The sequence below is a fragment of the Elioraea tepida genome (genome assembly GCF_019203965.1).
In the GTDB taxonomy this organism is placed as follows: domain Bacteria; phylum Pseudomonadota; class Alphaproteobacteria; order Acetobacterales; family Acetobacteraceae; genus Elioraea_A; species Elioraea_A tepida.
The window spans coordinates 1,801,197-1,817,281 of sequence record NZ_CP076448.1 but is presented as its reverse complement, the minus strand read 5'-3'; the positions used below and the strand labels follow the sequence as shown (position 1 = coordinate 1,817,281).

The 16,085-nt window shown below is 72.5% G+C and carries 16 protein-coding genes; 13 read left to right on the top strand and 3 right to left on the bottom strand.

The genetic code is table 11. The features are described 5' to 3' along the window. Window positions 1-3 precede the first annotated feature (3 nt). From phnD to phnE (KO353_RS08745), 3 genes are read left to right on the top strand one after another with little or no spacing between them, the layout of a single operon-like run. Window positions 4-906 (top strand): phosphate/phosphite/phosphonate ABC transporter substrate-binding protein, encoded by a 903-nt coding sequence (phnD, locus tag KO353_RS08755; protein ID WP_218284294.1) that lies wholly within the window; start codon window positions 4-6, stop codon window positions 904-906. Beyond that, complete coding sequence (gene phnE, locus KO353_RS08750; RefSeq protein ID WP_218284293.1) at window positions 899-1,780, top strand: phosphonate ABC transporter, permease protein PhnE; 882 nt, start codon at window positions 899-901, stop codon at window positions 1,778-1,780. The genes phnD and phnE (KO353_RS08750) overlap by 8 nt, the downstream gene beginning before the upstream one ends. Continuing rightward, on the top strand, window positions 1,777-2,637 hold the full coding sequence (gene phnE, locus KO353_RS08745) for a phosphonate ABC transporter, permease protein PhnE (RefSeq protein WP_235691760.1): 861 nt from the start codon (window positions 1,777-1,779) through the stop codon (window positions 2,635-2,637). Before phnE (KO353_RS08750) ends, phnE (KO353_RS08745) begins: the two co-directional genes overlap by 4 nt. A 72-nt stretch (window positions 2,638-2,709) precedes the next feature. On the opposite strand, the gene KO353_RS08740 is transcribed toward phnE (KO353_RS08745), so the two are convergent. Genes KO353_RS08740 through KO353_RS08730 form a run of 3 tightly spaced genes read right to left on the bottom strand, consistent with a single transcriptional unit; the run spans window position 2,710 to window position 4,331 of the window. Beyond that, window positions 2,710-3,018 carry an AzlD family protein gene (locus KO353_RS08740; RefSeq protein WP_218284292.1) on the bottom strand — a complete coding sequence of 103 codons (309 nt, stop codon included), beginning with the start codon at window positions 3,016-3,018 and terminating at the stop codon, window positions 2,710-2,712. Further along, a complete protein-coding gene (locus KO353_RS08735) occupies window positions 3,015-3,725 on the bottom strand; it encodes an AzlC family ABC transporter permease (protein WP_218284291.1) in 711 nt (236 codons plus the stop codon). Before KO353_RS08735 ends, KO353_RS08740 begins: the two co-directional genes overlap by 4 nt. 9 nt (window positions 3,726-3,734) lie before the next feature. Continuing rightward, window positions 3,735-4,331 carry a RecX family transcriptional regulator gene (locus tag KO353_RS08730; RefSeq protein WP_218284290.1) on the bottom strand — a complete coding sequence of 199 codons (597 nt, stop codon included), beginning with the start codon at window positions 4,329-4,331 and terminating at the stop codon, window positions 3,735-3,737. 159 nt (window positions 4,332-4,490) lie between these two features. Here KO353_RS08730 and KO353_RS08725 point away from each other — a divergent pair, with 159 nt between their 5' ends. The 10 genes from KO353_RS08725 (at window position 4,491) to purH (ending at window position 16,080) form a co-directional block, all read left to right on the top strand. Beyond that, window positions 4,491-5,696 (top strand): aspartate aminotransferase family protein, encoded by a 1,206-nt coding sequence (locus KO353_RS08725; protein ID WP_218287315.1) that lies wholly within the window; start codon window positions 4,491-4,493, stop codon window positions 5,694-5,696. Beyond that, window positions 5,693-6,700: an ornithine carbamoyltransferase gene (argF, locus tag KO353_RS08720; RefSeq protein WP_218284289.1), complete on the top strand. Its 1,008-nt coding sequence runs from the start codon at window positions 5,693-5,695 to the stop codon at window positions 6,698-6,700. The genes KO353_RS08725 and argF overlap by 4 nt, the downstream gene beginning before the upstream one ends. Window positions 6,701-6,710: 10 nt before the next feature. Further along, window positions 6,711-7,655: an Hsp33 family molecular chaperone HslO gene (gene hslO / locus KO353_RS08715; protein WP_218284288.1), complete on the top strand. Its 945-nt coding sequence runs from the start codon at window positions 6,711-6,713 to the stop codon at window positions 7,653-7,655. A gap of 35 nt (window positions 7,656-7,690) precedes the next feature. Then, the gene (locus tag KO353_RS08710) at window positions 7,691-8,530 is read left to right on the top strand and encodes a hypothetical protein (RefSeq protein ID WP_218284287.1); all 840 of its coding nucleotides are present in this window, start codon (window positions 7,691-7,693) and stop codon (window positions 8,528-8,530) included. Between the two features lie 47 nt (window positions 8,531-8,577). Then, window positions 8,578-8,970, top strand: coding sequence for a RidA family protein (locus tag KO353_RS08705; protein ID WP_218284286.1), 393 nt, complete (start codon window positions 8,578-8,580; stop codon window positions 8,968-8,970). Between the two features lie 54 nt (window positions 8,971-9,024). Continuing rightward, the gene (rpe, locus tag KO353_RS08700; RefSeq protein ID WP_218284285.1) at window positions 9,025-9,699 is read left to right on the top strand and encodes a ribulose-phosphate 3-epimerase; all 675 of its coding nucleotides are present in this window, start codon (window positions 9,025-9,027) and stop codon (window positions 9,697-9,699) included. A 45-nt stretch (window positions 9,700-9,744) separates the two neighbouring features. After that, window positions 9,745-11,367, top strand: coding sequence for a heparinase II/III family protein (locus KO353_RS08695; RefSeq protein ID WP_218284284.1), 1,623 nt, complete (start codon window positions 9,745-9,747; stop codon window positions 11,365-11,367). Window positions 11,368-11,443: 76 nt separating this feature from the next. Then, window positions 11,444-13,339 carry an asparagine synthase (glutamine-hydrolyzing) gene (asnB, locus tag KO353_RS08690; protein WP_218284283.1) on the top strand — a complete coding sequence of 632 codons (1,896 nt, stop codon included), beginning with the start codon at window positions 11,444-11,446 and terminating at the stop codon, window positions 13,337-13,339. Then, window positions 13,336-14,475, top strand: a complete 1,140-nt coding sequence (locus tag KO353_RS08685) for a glycosyltransferase (RefSeq protein ID WP_218284282.1) — start codon at window positions 13,336-13,338, stop codon at window positions 14,473-14,475. The genes asnB and KO353_RS08685 overlap by 4 nt, the downstream gene beginning before the upstream one ends. A 30-nt stretch (window positions 14,476-14,505) precedes the next feature. Next, window positions 14,506-16,080, top strand: a complete 1,575-nt coding sequence (gene purH / locus KO353_RS08680) for a bifunctional phosphoribosylaminoimidazolecarboxamide formyltransferase/IMP cyclohydrolase (RefSeq protein ID WP_218284281.1) — start codon at window positions 14,506-14,508, stop codon at window positions 16,078-16,080. Window positions 16,081-16,085 lie beyond the last annotated feature (5 nt).

Sequence of the window (16,085 nt, the reverse complement as noted above, 5' to 3'; positions counted from 1 at the left end):
CTGATGACGATCCGCCGCTTCCTGCTGATCGGGCTTGCCGCCGCAGGCATCGCAGGCCCTGCCCGGGCGGACTGGCGCGGCCAGTTCCGCGAGCTCGGCTTCGGGGTGATCCCGGTCGAGACCCAGACCCAGGCGATGGCCTCCTTCGAGGCCTTCATCCCCTATGCGACCGCCAAGCTCGGTGTGCCGGTACGACTCTTCACCGCCTCCGACTTCATCGGCGTGAACAACGCCCTGATCGCCAAGCAGATCCATTTCGCCTGGACAAGCCCCTCGGCGATGGCGGGTTCATGGCTCGAATGCCAGTGCGTCGAGCCGATCGTCGCCGCGCTCGATAAGGACGGCAACCTCGGCTACAACTCTGTGTTGATCGTGCGCGCCGACAGTTCCTTCCGGACAATCGACGATCTCAAGGGCCGCACCGTCGCCCGCACGGAGCCGAACTCGCAGTCCGGTTTCCTGGTGCCGACCATCGAGTTCGCCAAGATGGGCAAGCCGGTCGATCGGTTCTTCACGAGCCCCGTCTCCGGCGGCCACACCCAGTCCGTGCTCGGCGTGCTGAACGGCACCTACGACGCCGCCTTCACCTGGACTACACGCGGCGACGGCTACGGCCAGATCCGGACGATGATCGACAAGGGCATGCTCCGGCGCGATCAGATCCGGGTGATCTGGGAGAGCGATCTCGTCCCGGCACCGCCAATCATCGTACACAAGGACATGCCGGCAGACCTTAAGGAGACGCTCACCGCCTTCTTCCTCGACTTGCACAAGGAGCGGCCCGACCTGGCCCGCGCGGTCGCGCATGGCGAGACCCAGGGCTTCGTGCGGGTGGGCCTCGCCCAGTACGAGAGCACGATCGAAAGCCGCCGCATGCTGAGGGACGCGCGGCGCCGCGGTGGCTGACGCGGTACCGCTCGAGGGCAGCGCCCGCGGGCAGGCGTTCGCGGGCGCGCTTGCGCGCCACCGCCGCCGCCGGTCCCTACGCTCTGTGGGCGCGGCTGCGAGCTTCGCCACGGCAGTGCTGCTCGCCGCCGTAGTTGGCGGGTTCGATCCGGCACGGCTGATCGCGGGCCTTCCCCGGGTCGGAGAGTTCCTCGACCTGCTCGTGCCGCCGCTGCGGCCGGACCACCTCCTCGAGGATCTGGGCGAGTGGTACTGGGGCCTCGGCAAGTGGCTCGCGCTGCTTGCCGACACGCTTCTAATGGCGTTCCTCGCCACCGCGCTTGGCTCGCTCGGCGGCGCGGTCGCCTCCTTTCCGGCCGCGGCGAACCTCACGCCGGGGCCCGTCACCTACTGGATCTCGCGCCGGCTGCTCGAGTTCGCGCGTGCCGTCCCTGACCTCGTGTTCGCGATCGTGTTCGTGTTCGCCTTCGGCCTCGGCCCTCTCGCAGGCGTTCTCGCGATCGCCCTGCACACGCTCGGCGCGCAAGGGAAACTGTTCGCCGAAGCCAACGAGAACATCGACATGAAGCCCCTCGAAGGGCTGCGCGCTGCCGGGGCAAGCCCGCGCGAGGAGATCGTCTACGCGGTCCTGCCGCAGGTCCTGCCGAACTGGATTTCCTTCACCTTCTGGCGGTTCGAGGTGAACGTGCGCTCGGCGACGATCATCGGCTTCGTCGGCGCCGGCGGCATCGGCCTCGAACTCTACGAGGCGCTGCGCCTCTCCTACTACGACGACGCGGGCGCGATCCTCGTACTCGTCGCGCTCACCGTGTTCGCGATTGACGGCGCGTCGGAGGCGTTACGCGGTCGGATCATGCAGGGGGCGAGGCAGTGACGGTGGAGGCGGCAACGGCTGAGGCAGAGCGGCGGCAGCGGCTCGCACGAGCGCTCGTCTCCGGCCGGCCCGATCCGTGGCTGCTGCGGCTCGCACTTCTCGCCGCGGTCGCGCTTCTCGTCTTCGCCGCGATGCGCTTCGATCTGATCGGCGCGAAGTTCGCAGCCGGTCTGCCGAAGCTTGCTGATGCCGCGTCGATGATGGTTCCGCCGCGCGGCTGGCAGCACCTTCCGGAATGGCTGAACGCGCTAGCCGAGACGATCGCCATGGCGTTCATGGGCACTCTGCTCGGCGCGATCGCCGCCGTCCCGCTCGGCTTCGCCTGCGCGCGCAACACGCTCCCTTTGCGCGCGCTGCAGTTTGGCTTCCGCCGCTTCGCCGACTCGCTGCGCAGCCTCGACCACCTGATCTGGGCGATCGTGTTCGTGCGCGCGGTGGGCCTCGGTCCTCTCGCCGGCATCATGGCGATCGCCGTGGTCGATGCGGGAACCCTCGCCAAGCTCTATTCCGAGGCGATCGAGAATGTGGACCGCCGTCCCCTCGAGGGGGCGCGCTCGACCGGAGCCTCGGAGCCGGAGACGATCCGCTGGGGCCTGTTGCCTCAGGTGCTGCCGAACATGCTCGCAAGCACCCTCTACATGTGGGAAAGCAACACACGCTCGGCGACGATCCTTGGCATCGTCGGCGCCGGCGGCATCGGCTACCAGCTGTCGGATCGGCTGCGCGTGTACGACTGGGGCGAAGCGAGCACGATCATCCTGCTCATCCTGATCGCTGTCTACGCGATCGACCTGATCAGCGCGCGTCTTCGGCGGGCGCTGATCCGGGGCGGGGAGAGCGCCGCACGGCCGATCTGAGCCGGCGTGCCCGGCCGCAGCGGGGGGAACGCCGAGGGGCAGAGGCTCGCGGACGCGGGGCTCTCGCCCGCCTCAGCCCCCCGACGCCCGCACCGCCCAGAACGACGCGACACCCGCAAGCAGCGCCCACGTCGCTGAGCGCGTGCGCGCCATCACAAGAAGCGTCACCGCCGCGCCGACGAGGCCGGCAAGCCCCTCCTGCGCCACCGCCGGCGCGGCGAAGGCGACAAAGATCGCCCCGGGCAAGTGCGAGAGAAAGGCGCGCAGGAACGGCCCTGGCTGAACCCGCCGGAGCACAAGATAGCCCGAGGCACGAACCGCGAAGCTCACCGCTGCCATGCCCAGGATCGCCCCGAGTGTCAGCATGTCGACCCCGCTCATCGCCTCGCCCCCCTCGCCCGCGTGTCACGCCAGGCGCCGGCGGCCGCCCCCGCCACCGCACCGATCACCACCGCAAGCGCAGGGGTCGGCAGGATCGGGGTGACGCCGAGCGCCACCGCAGCGGCGACCGACCAGGGAAGAATGTCCGGCCCCACACCACGCCACAGCGGCACGAGCAGAGCGATCAGGCACGCAGGCGCGGCGAAGAACAGGGGATGCCCCGGCGGCAGCGCCACCACCGTCCCCATCACGTGCCCCGCCGCCGTGGTGACGAGCCACGCCGCCCACAACGCGAGCGCGGCGCCCAGATAGAACAGCGCGTCCTGCCGCCCCGCCCGCATCTCGGCGAGCGACAGAGCCCAGGCGTGATCGACGATCGTGCCGACGGAGAGCCAGCGCCGCCAGCCCGAGAGCGCATCGAGCCACGGCGCGAGCGACGGCCCCATCAGGGCGAAGCGGAGATTGACGGCAAGCGCCGCAACCACGGCCGAAAGCACGGGCGCGGCGTCCTGCCAGCTCTCGAGAGCGAGGATCTGCGCCGTGCCGGCGAACACGAGCCCGCTCATCAGAACCGCCTCGAGGAGCGTCAGGCCTTTGCCTTGCGCGAGCACGCCGACCACGAGGCCGAAAGGGAGAAGCCCGAGCGTCAGCGGCAGGGCGGAGCGGACCCCGCGCCGGAACCCCTCGCCTGTGGCGATGACGGCCATCCGGGCGCGTCAGCGCCGGAACGCGGCGATTCGGGCCTCCGCCTCGGCCGCGTCCATCGCGAGCACCGCCTCGGCGACCGAGCGGGGAAACCCTGCACGGGCGAGCGCGGCAAGGGCACGGCGACGCGCCTCCGCGGCTGAGGCAGGATCGTGCGGCGCCTCCGCGGCGAAGGGGCCGATCCTGCGACGCCTCGCGGCGATGCAGGCCGCGGCGAGCTCCGCCTCCCGGTCGGGCAGGGCCTCGGCAAGCGCCGCCTCAACCTCCTCACCCGCGCCCTTGGCGGCGAGCTTCGCGGCGATCACCGCCCGGGAGTGGCCGCCGCGCGCGAGGCGTCTCGCCCGTGTTGCAGCAAAGGCAAGGTCGGAGACCGCCCCGGCCGCGGCGAGGCGGGCCACCACGCGGGCCGCCGCCGCTCGCCCCTGCGCGATCGCCTCGGCCGCCTCGTCCTCCCCGAGGCCAGCCCGGCTCGCCCAGCGCCGCACCCGGTTGACGAGCACACGCTCGAGCCCGGCTTGCGTCGTGGCATAGCGGGCGAGATGGGCGAGCGCTGCCTCGTGCAGCGAGGCCTCGGTCGGTCGTTCCGGAGGGGGGGAGCGGCGCGGCATCGGCGCAGCATGCCAAGCCGTGGCGTCCGCTGCACCACGCCGCGCGCGGGGCGGCCATGCAAGCGGCCGCGTCATTTGACTTTGCCCGAGCCGGTGCCCACTCTCCGGCTTTTCCGGGATCGACCCCGGAGCCGGATGGAGAGGACAGAGGACAGCACCGTGATTCCCGCCCTGATGCCGACCTATGCCCGCGCCGACCTCGCCTTCGTCCGGGGCGAGGGCGCGCGTCTGTGGGCGGAGGACGGGCGACGATTCCTCGATTTCGGCTCCGGAATCGCCACCTCCAGCCTCGGCCATGCGCATCCGCACCTCGTCCGCGCGATCGCCGACCAGGCGGCGAAGGTGATGCATGTCTCGAACCTCTACCGGATCCCGCAGGCCGAACGTCTCGCGGCGCGGCACGTCGCCGCCTCCTTCGCCGACAGCGTGTTCTTCTGCAACTCCGGGGCGGAGGCGAACGAGGGCATGATCAAGGCGATGCGCCGGACGATGGCCGAGACCGGCCGCCCCGAGCGCTACCGCATCATCACCTTCGAAGGCGCCTTCCACGGCCGGACGCTTGCCACCCTCGCTGCCACCGGCAACCCGAAATATCTCGACGGCTTCGGCCCGAAGGTGGACGGGTTCGACCAGGTTGCATTCGGCAACATGAACGCGGTACGCGATGCGATCACCCCCGCGACGGCCGGGGTCATCATCGAGCCGGTTCAGGGCGAGGGCGGGGTGCGGCCGGCCGAGCTCCGTTTCCTGCGCGAGCTGCGCGCGATGTGCGACGAGTACGGGCTCCTGCTCGGCCTCGACGAGGTGCAGATCGGGATGGGCCGCTCGGGCAAGCTCTGGGCGCATCAGTGGGCGGGGATCGAGCCCGACGTGATGTCGGCCGCGAAGGGGATCGGCGGCGGCTTCCCGCTCGGCGCCATCCTCGCCAAGGAGCACGTGGCGAAGCACCTCAAGCCCGGCACGCACGGCACCACTTACGGCGGCAACCCGCTCGCCTGCGCCGCCGGAAACGCGGTGCTCGACGTGATCCTCGCCGACGGCTTCCTCGACCGCGTGGACCGGGTGGCGCGCCATCTCTGGCGCGGCCTGCTCGCGCTCAAGGAGCGCAACGCCGACCTGATCGAGGACGTGCGCGGGGCGGGGCTCCTGCTCGGCATCCGGCTGCGCGAGGGCGTCCTCAACACCGATCTCCAGGCCGCTGCGGTGGCGGAGGGGCTGCTCACGGTGGCAGCTGGGCAGAACGTGCTTCGCCTCGCGCCGCCCCTGATCATCACCGAGGCGGAGGCCGATGAGGCGGTGATGCTGCTCGAACGCGCGCTCGCGAGAATGCGCGAGGCAGCGGTGCCGAAGGCGGCGGCGCAATGAACCTGCAGCGTGCCGTCCGCCGCGACGCGGCCGATGCAGCGGGGACGCCGGACGCCTCCCGCCCGCCCCCCGCTCCGCCGCGCCACTTCCTCGATCTCTGCGACCTCTCGGAAGCGGAGCTCCGCCACATGCTCGAGCTCGGCCGCGCCTTCAAGGCCGGCCGCGGCGTCCTCGCCACACGCCCGCTCGAAGGGCGGGCGCTCGCTCTGATCTTCGAGAAGCCCTCCACGCGCACTCGCGTCTCCTTCGAGGTGGCGATGCGCCGCCTCGGCGGCGAGGTGGTGGTGCTCTCGGCCAAGGAGATGCAGCTCGGCCGCGGCGAGACGGTGGCGGATACGGCGCGCGTCCTCTCCCGCTATGTCGATGCCATCATGCTGCGCACCGACAGTGCCGCGAAGCTCGCCGAGCTCGCCTCGGCCGCGACCGTTCCGGTGATCAACGGGCTGACCGACAAGTCGCACCCCTGCCAGCTCATGGCCGACATCATGACCTTCGAGGAGCATCGTGGGCCGATCCGCGGCCGCACCGTCGCCTGGTGCGGCGACAGCAACAACGTCGCCCGCAGCTGGATCCATGCCGCGGCGCGGTTCGGCTTCACGCTCAGGATCGCCGCCCCCGAGGCGCTCCGCCCCCCGCCGGAGCTGCTCGCCTGGGCAAGCGCGGAAGGAGCGGTGATCGAGCTCACCGAGAGCCCGGAGGAGGCAGTGGCCGGTGCCGACGCGGTGGTGACCGACACCTGGGTGTCGATGAACGACGCTCCGGGCACGAACCGCCACAACCTCCTCCGCCCCTTCCAGGTGAACGAGGCGCTGATGGCGAAAGCCGCCCCGGGGGCGATCTTCATGCATTGCCTGCCCGCCCATCGCGGCGAGGAGGTCACCGACGGCGTGCTCGACGGGCCGCAGAGCGTTGTGTTCGACGAGGCGGAGAACCGCCTGCACGCCCAGGCCGGGGTGCTCGCCTGGTGCCTCGGCGTCGGCGAGGCGGCACGGGCGGCGCGGTGACCGCGGGGCGATGAGCGCGCGCGCCGGGCCCGATCACGCCGCCCACCCCGTCCCCGACCTCACTGTTCCGAACGCGATCCGTCCGTTCTATCTCGAGGGCGCGCCCGCCCGCGGCCAGCTCGTCCGTCTTGGGCCGCTCGCCGAGGCGGTTCTCTCGCGCCACGCCATCCCCGCCCCGGTCGCCGCCCTGCTCGGCGAGGCGCTCGCGCTCACCGCCGGGCTCGCCGCGGCTCTGAAGTTCGAAGGCTCGTTCTCGCTTCAGGCGCGCGGGGACGGGCCGGTGGCGATGCTGCTCGCCGACTGCACGGCGACGGGGGCGTTGCGCGGCTACGCCAAGGTCGATGCCGAGGCCGTCGCCGCACTCGCCGCCAACCCCTCGGCTGCGCGGCTTCTCGGCGCCGGCCATCTCGCCTTCACCGTCGACCAGGGGCCGGAGATGGAGCGGTATCAGGGAATCGTCCCGCTCGAGGGCGCGACGCTGTCCGACCTCACCCACACCTGGTTCCGCACGAGCCAGCAGGTCGAGGCGGCGGTGAAGCTGGTCGCCGCTCCCACTCCGGCCGGCTGGCGCGCCGCCGCGCTCCTGCTCGAGCGGCTCGCCTTCGAGGGCGGCGGGGCGCGCGTCAAGAAAACGCCGGAGGAGGAGGATGAGGCCTGGCGCACGGCCGTGATGCTTGCCGGCTCCGTCACCTCGGCCGAGCTGCTCGATGACGGGCTGAGCCCAGAGCGGCTCCTGTGGCGCCTGTTCCACGAGCTCGGCCCGAAGGCGCAGGCGCCGCGGCCGGTCTCGTTCGGCTGCCGCTGCACCCGCGAGCGGATCGGCCGGATCCTCGCCGGGTTCGCCGAGAAGGAGCTCGACGACATGGCCGAGGCGGGAACGATCACCGTCACCTGCGAGTTCTGCAACGTTGACTTCCGCTTCCGGCGCAGCGATTTGGGCGCGGGCGCGCCCTGAGACGCGCCGACCGGGACGGGGGACGCCTCACGCGCATGCGCATCGCACGCCGGCCTGCCTTGGCTGCCGCAGCCGCCTCTCTCGCCGCGCTCGCTCTCGCCGGCTGCGCCGGCGAACCGCCCCCGCCCCCGCTCGCGCCGCGGGCGCTCGACTACACCTGGCTCACCCCGCTCAGGCTCGACGTCGCCCGGGTTGAGATCGTCGAGGGCTACGTTCCGCCGCGCCTGCCACCCCATGTCGACCACCGGATGGCGGTGGAGCCGCGCGCCGCGCTCGAGCGCATGGCGCGCGACCGCGTCCTCCCTTGGGGAACCGAGGGGACCGCCACGGTGACCATCACCGACGCCTCGATGGTCGAGGAGCGCCTGCCGCGTCAGGGCGGCCTCGCCGGCCTGTTCGGCTCCCAGCCCTCGGAGCGGTACACGCTGACGCTTGCGGTCACGCTCGACATCCGCGGCGGCGGGGCGCTGCGCGGCGGCGGCATCAACGGCCGGGCCGAGGCACGCGTCCAACGCGTCCGAACCGTCAACGACGACGTTCCCCAGGCCGGGCGTGACCGGATCTGGGACGAGATGCTGCGCGAGGCGATGGACGATGCGCGCGGCATGAATGTCGAGTTCGAGTTCCAGGTGCGTCAGGCGCTCAGAAGCCTGCTCGTGCCGGAGGGGATGCCGCGGCCGAACCCCGCCGCCGTCGAGGTCCAGGACCTCGGCCCACCCGGGTCGTCGCCGCCCGCGGCCTCCTCTGCCCCGCGCGAGCTTGCGCCCGCGCCGCCGCGCTCCCCCGATCCGGCCACCCCGCCGCCCGGCCTCGTGCCCGGCCCAGGGGGAACACCGGGCATGGGAACGCTCGGCACCCTGCCCGTCCGGCGCTGAGCGCACCGCCACGCCCGGGCCACGCCCCGCGCAGAGAGGAGACGCCCATGCCACGCCTGACCTTCCGCAACCCGCCCGGCGTGCATTCGACCGGAGGCCGCTACAGCCACAGCGCGATCGTCGAGGGGGCGGAGCGCTGGGCGCATTTCTCAGGCCAGGTCGGCACGCGGCCGGACGGGACGGTGGCGGAGACGGGCGAGGAACAGTGCGCGGTCGCGTTCGCGAATCTGCGCGCCCTTTTCGCCGATGCCGGAATGACGCCCGCCAACATCGTCAAGCTGACGGTGTTCCTGACCGACCCCGCCCTGATCCCGGCCTATCGTGCGGCGCGGGCGGCGGCGTTCGGCGAGGGCTTCGCGCCGGCCTCGACCCTGCTCATTGTCGCGGGCCTCGCGAGCCCTGACGACAAGGTCGAGATCGAGGCGATCGCCTGCGCGTGAGGGAGGCCGGGCCGGTTCCTTGAAGCGGCCGCGCGCCGCCGCTAGAACGCGCCGATGGCAGTGCCCGACGTCCGAGTCGCCCCGAGCCTGCTCGCCGCCGATTTCGCTCGCCTCGCCGAGGAGGTGCGTGCGGTCGAGGCCGCCGGCGCGGATTGGCTGCACCTCGATGTGATGGACGGTCATTTCGTCCCCAACATCACCTTCGGGCCGCAGCTCGTAGGCGCCGTCAAGCGCGTCGCCACGCGGCCGCTCGACGTGCACCTCATGATCGCCCCGGCCGACCCCTATCTCGCCGCCTTCGCCGAAGCCGGCGCCGACCTGATCACCGTCCACCCCGAGGCCTCGCCGCATCTGCACCGCACGCTGCAGGCGATCCGCGCGCTCGGCTGCCGGGCCGGGGTGGCGCTCAATCCGGCGACACCGATCTCGGCGGTCAAGTGGGTGCTCGACAGCATCGACCTGATCCTCGCGATGACGGTGAACCCGGGCTTCGGCGGGCAGGCCTTCCTCGAGGCGCAACTTCCGAAGATCGCCGCGCTGCGGCGCCTGATCGAGTCCTCGGGCAGGGCGATCGCGCTCGAGGTCGATGGCGGGGTGACGGCCGAGACGGGCAGGCGCGCGCGCGAGGCGGGAGCCGACGTCCTCGTGGCCGGAACGGCGGTGTTCGGCGCGTCCGACTACGCCGCTGCGATCGCGGCGCTGAAGGCGCCGCTGACCGTGGCGGCATGAGGGCCGGCGCATGCTCTGGCCGCGCCTGACGGGCCGGGCCGGGTGATGGCGGGGCTCGACCCGCTCGATCCGCGCGCCTGGGTGAGAGCGGTCGGGAGGATTTTCGGCCGGCTTCCGACGCCGCCGGTTCGCCTCGGTCGTTTGCCCGACGCGCCGGCGGTCCCTGTCCGCGACCCCTGGGCCGGCGAGCCCCAAGCCGGCGCGCGGGTGCTCAAGGGTGAGTTCTTCGTCGCTGGCACGGCGCGTCCGCTCGAGCCGGGCCTCTGGGGCGGGGCGGAGGCCTCGCCGGTCTGGGCGGAAGCGGCGCATGGGTTCCTGTGGCTGCGCGAGCTTCGCGCCGTCGGCTCCGATGCCGCGCGGCTGAAAGCGCGCGCTCTCGCCCAGGCCTGGATCGCCGGGGCGGGGCGGGCCACGCCGGTCGCCGCCCGGGCGGAGGTGCGCGGCAACCGGCTCTCGGCTCTGCTCGCGCACTGGGATTTCCTTGCCGAGAGCGCCGAAGCAGGCTTCCGCGCCTCGGTGATGGCCCAGGTGGTGGAGGACGCGCGGGCGCTCTCCGACATGCTCCCGCCCGAGACCATCGATGCGCGCGCCATCTCCGCCCTGCGCGGCCTTGCGGTCGCGGGCGTGGCCCTGCCGGGCGCGGAGGCCTATCTCGCGCGCGCGATCCGCTTCCTCGAGCAGGAGGTGGCGCGCCAGGTGCTCGCCGATGGCGGGCATGTCGAACGCAGCCCCGCGGCGCTCCTCTCCGTGTTCGCCGACCTGATCGAAGTGCGGCACCTCCTCGGCGCGGTGCGCCAGACGGTGCCGGGGTGGCTCGCTGGGGCGATCGAGCGGATCGCGCCGGCGCTCGCGGCGCTGCGCCATGGCGATGGCGCTCCGGCCCTGTTCAATGGCACGCGGGAGGAGAGCGCCGGCCGGCTCGCCCAGGCCTTCGCGCAGGCGCCGGCGCGCGCCCGTGCCGTGCAACGGCTTCCCGAGATGGGCTTCCAGCGGCTCGCCGCCGGCCGGACGGTGATCGTGATCGACACGGGCGTGCCCGCACCGCGCGGTCAGGACCGGCTCGCGCATGCGGGAACCCTCGCCTTCGAGATGTCGGTCGGGCGGGACCGGCTCGTGGTCAATTGCGGCGCCGCCCCGGCAGCCTCGGCCGCCTGGCGTGACGCGCTGCGCGCCACCGCCGCGCACTCGACCCTCGTGATCGCCGACGTCAACTCGTCGGAACTCCGCGAGGGGGGGCTCGGCCGGCGGCCGGAAGAGGTGGCGGTGCAGCGGCACGAGGCGAACGGAGCACACTGGCTGGATGCGAGCCATGACGGCTGGCGCAAGCCGTTCGGCGCGATCCACCGCCGTCGGCTCTATCTCGGCGAAAGCGGCGAGGATGTCCGCGGCGAGGACAGTATCGATTCCGCGACGCCGCAGCCCTTCGCGATCCGCTTCCACCTCCACCCTTCGATCGGCGCCTCGCTGCAGCAGGACGGCGCGGGCGTGCTCCTGCGCACGCCCTCGGGCACGGGCTGGGTGTTCCGCGCCGAAGGCGCGCGGCTTACGCTCGAGGAGAGCATCTATGCCGGCGGCGGGGAGCCGAGGCGGAGCGAGCAGATCGTGCTCAGCGGCACGCCCGAGGACGGCCCCTGCCTTGTGAAATGGGCGATCTCGAAGCTCGGATGAGCGGCGGCATGCGTCAGGAGCCCGCCGGGCGGCCGCGCTTCGGCGCCTCGGCGCCGGCGCGCCGCGGCAGGGGCTGATGTGCGGCATCGCCGGCCTGTTCCTGCGCCGGCCGGCCAAGCGCGCCGCGCTGCTCGCGCGCGCCCGGGCGATGGGAGATGCGCTCGCCCATCGCGGCCCCGACGGCGAGGGCCAGTGGGCCGACGAGGCCGCGGGGCTCGCACTCGCGCACCGGCGGCTCGCGATCATCGACCTCTCGCCCGGCGGCGCCCAGCCGATGCTCTCGGCCTGCGGCCGCTATGCCATCAGCTACAACGGCGAGTGCTACAACTATATCGCGCTTCGGAACGATCTTGCTGCGGAAGGAGTGATCGTCTCCTCCGCCTCGGATACGGCTGTGCTGCTCGCGGCGATCGCGCACTGGGGGCTTGAGGCGACGCTGCCGCGGCTCGATGCAATGTTCGCCTTCGCGCTGTGGGACAGGCTCGAGAGCCGTCTGACGCTCGTGCGCGATCATGCGGGCATCAAGCCGCTCGCCTGGACGGTGACGGAGGAGGGTGCGTTCTTCGCCTCCGAGCTTCGCGCCTTCGCCGCCGCTGGGCTTTCTCTCTCGCTCGACGGCGCGGCCGTGGCCGCCTATCTCCGCCTCGGGGTGGTGCCTGCTCCGCTGACCGTTTTCGCGGGCGTGAGGAAGCTGCCGCCGGGGGGGATGGTCGAGATCGGCCTCGACGGGACGGTGCGCGAAGGTCGCTGGTTCGATCTCGGCGCGATCGCCCGCGACGCCGCCCCTCGGGTGCGCGACGCGGCCGAAGCCGCAGAAGCGGTCGACCGGGCGGTGGGCGAAAGCGTCAGGCGCCAGCTCGTCGCCGATGTCCCGGTCGGCGCCTTCCTTTCGGGGGGGGTCGACAGTTCCTCGGTGGTCGCGGCGATGGCCCGTGCCGCGCCTGGAACGGCGCATGCCTTCACCATCGGTTTCGACGATCCGCGCTATGACGAGAGCGGCGACGCTGCGGCGATCGCCGAGGCGCTCGGGGTGAGGCACACGGTCCTTCGCGCGACGGAGGCGGAGGCGCAGGCGCTCGCTCCCGAACTTCCGCGGCTGTTCGACGAGCCCTTCGCCGACAGCTCCGCCCTGCCAACCCTCCTGCTCTCACGTCTCACGCGCGGGCATGTCACGGTGGCGCTCTCGGGCGATGGCGGGGACGAGCTGTTCGGCGGCTACCGCCGGCACCGTCTCGCGGCCGGCCTCTGGCGGCGGCTTTCGGCCCTGCCGCTGCGCCGGCCGCTCGCCCGCCTCGTCGCGGCGGTGCCGCCGCGCGCTTGGGACTCGCTGCTCGGGCGGCTCCCGGGCACGCCGCGCCGGCCCGGCGAGACCCTGCACAAGACCGCCGCGGTGCTCGCCGCGCGCGACCTCGACCATGCCTATGCGCGGCTCGTCTCTTCTTGGGACGAACACGAGACGATCGAAACGAGCCCGGCTCCGGACGCTCCGCCGCGGACGCTGCCCGACGAACCGCTCGCACGGATGCGCGCTCTCGACGCCCTCACCTACATGCAGGACGACGTGCTCGCGAAGGTCGACCGCGCCTCGATGTCGGTCGCGCTCGAGGTGCGCGTGCCGCTGCTCTCGCCGGCGATGATCGCTCTCGCCTTCTCGCTGCCGCCGTCGCTGCTCGTCCGGCGCGACGGCGGCAAGGCACCGCTGCGGGATGCGCTCGCGCGGCACCTGCCAAGGCGCCTGTTCGAACGGGAAAAGACGGGCTTCAGCGCTCCGCTCGACGCCTGGCTCCGCGGCCCGCTCCGTGGTTGGGCGGGCGACCTGATCGGCTCGCGCGCGCTCGCCGACTCGGGCCTCGTCGATCGCGCCGTCGTCGCTTCTGCCTGGGACCAGCACCAGTCGGGGCAGCGCGATCGCTCGGCGGCGCTGTGGACGGTGCTGATGCTCGCAGGCTGGCTCGAGGCGCGCGGCCGATGACAGCGCGGCGGATCCTCGAGGTCGCGGCGATCGACTTCCAGGTATGGCATTTCCTGATGCCGCTGATGCGTGCGCTGCGCGCGCGCGGCCACGGGGTGGAAGTGGCGGCGCGGGACGGCCCCTATTTCGATGCCGTCCGTGCCGAAGGGTTCACCGTCCATCCAATCCCGTTCTCGCGCAGCCTCGATCTCCGCGCGCACCGGATCGCCTATCGCGCCCTGTCCGATCTGCTTAAGCGCGAGCGGTTCGACATCGTGCACGGGCACTATCCGGTCGCGGGGCACCTCGCCCGGCTTGCGGCGCGGCGGGCCGGCGTGCCCGAGATCGTCTACACCTCGCACGGATACTCGTTCCTCAAGCCGGGCAACCCCTTCGTGCGCGCCGCGATGTTCGCCGCCGAGGCGGTCGCCGCGCGCTGCCAGACCACGCTGTTCACCCAGAGCGCCGAGGAGGCGCGGCTCGCCGAGCGTCTTCGCCTCGCGCCCCGCTCGGGCGCTGTTGCGATCGGCAACGGAGTGGATGCCGCCCGGTTCCATCCCCCCGCGAATGACCGAGAGCGTGCCGACCGCGCGGCCTTGCGGGCCGAGTTCGGGGCGGAGGACGGCACGGTGGTGCTCGTGATCGTCTCGCGCCTCGTCGCGCACAAGGGCCACGGGCCACTTCTTGCCGCCGCGGAACGGCTTCCCGAAGCGCATGTCTGGGTGGTCGGCGAACGCCTGCCGACGGACCATGGCGACCGGATCGACGACATCCTCGCCGCCGCGCGCGCCCGCCTCGGCCCGCGCCTCGCCCTGTTCGGGGCGCGGAGTGATGTCGAGCGGGTCCTCCGCGCGGCGGACATCTTCGTGCTTCCCTCCGAGTTCGAGGGCATGCCGCGCACCGTTGCGGAGGCGATGATGACCGGGCTGCCCGTCGTCGCAACCGACATCCGCGGCACACGCGAACAGGTGGTGCATGGCGAGACGGGGCTGCTCGTGCCGGTCGGCGACGCCGCGGCGCTCGCCGACGCGCTCGGCCGCCTCGTGGCCGACCCGGGCTTACGCGCGCGCCTCGGCGCCGCCGGGCTTGCCCGCGCCCGCGCGCTCTATGACGAGTCTCGCGTGATCGCCCGCCAGATCGAGCTCCTCGGCCTATAATCCCCGCCGCCACTCTCCGGAACCCGCCCCATGACAGACACGCTGCCGGTCCGACGCGCCCTGCTCTCCGTCTCCGACAAGACCGGGATCGTTCCCTTCGCGAGCTTCCTCTCGGGCCTCGGCGTCGAGCTCGTCTCGACGGGAGGGACGGCACGCGCCCTGCGCGAGGCCGGGCTTGTGGTGCGTGACGTGGCCGAGCTCTCGGGCTTTCCCGAGATCCTAGACGGGCGGGTCAAGACGCTCGCCCCACAGGTCCATGGGGGGCTGCTCGCCCGGCGCGACGACCCGGCCCACATGGCGTCGCTCGCCGCGCACGGGATCGGCCCGATCGACCTGCTCGCGGTCAACCTCTACCCCTTCGAAACGGCCGTGGCCGAGGGAAAGGGCTTCGACGAGTGTGTGGAGAACATCGACATCGGCGGCCCGGCGCTGATCCGCGCGGCGGCGAAGAACCACGCCTTCGTCGCCGTGCTCACCGCACCCGACCACCTCTCGGAGGTGCGTGCCGAGCTCGCAGAGAAGGGCGGGACGACGCTTGCCACGCGACGACGCCTCGCGGCCGAGGCCTTCGCCCGCACCGCCGCCTACGACGCCGCGATCGCCCGCTGGTTCGCCGCCGCCAACGGCGTGCTCTTCCCGCCGCGCGCCGCCTTCGCCGCAACGCTCGCCCAGACGCTGCGCTACGGCGAGAACCCGCACCAGGAGGCCGCCTTCTACCGCACCGACGACCGCCCCGGCGTGGCCACCGCGCGCCAGGTCCAGGGCAAGGAGCTCTCCTACAACAACATCGCTGACACCGATGCGGCTTACGAGTGCGTCGCCGAGTTCGAACAGCCCGCGATCGTGATCGTCAAGCACGCCAACCCCTGCGGCGCGGCGATCGGCTCGACGCTGGCCGAGGCCTGGGACCGCGCTCTCGCCTGCGACCCCGTCTCGGCCTTCGGCGGCATCGTCGCCGCCAACCGGCCGCTCGACGAGGCGGCAGCGGAGCGGATCGCTTCGATCTTCACCGAGGTCGTGATCGCCCCCGATGCGACCGAAGGGGCGAAGGCGGTGTTCGCACGCAAGCGTAACCTTCGGCTCCTGCTCGCCGGCGGCCTGCCCGACCCGGCCGCTCCTGGGCTCGCCTTCCGCTCGGTCTCGGGCGGGTTCCTGGCCCAGACGCGCGACATTGGCCGCTGCGAGCCAGGATTGTTGCGCGTTGTCACGAAACGCGCGCCGACCGACGCCGAGCTTGCCGATCTCGTCTTTGCCTTCCGGGTCGTCAAGCACGTGAAGTCGAACGCGATCGTCTATGCGAAGGGGGGCGCCACGGTCGGCATCGGGGCGGGGCAGATGAGCCGGGTGGACAGCGCCCGGATCGCCGCCTGGAAGTCGGCCGAAGCCGCCAAGGCACAGGGGCTTGGCGAGGCGCTCACCCGCGGCTCGGTGGTCGCCTCCGATGCCTTCTTCCCGTTCGCCGACGGTCTGATCAGCGCCGCCGAGGCAGGGGCGACGGCGGTGATCCAGCCCGGCGGATCGGTGCGCGACGAGGAGGTGATCAAGGCCGCCGACGAGCGGGGGCTTGCGATGGTGTTCACCGGCATGCGCCATTTCCGGCACTGAGCGCG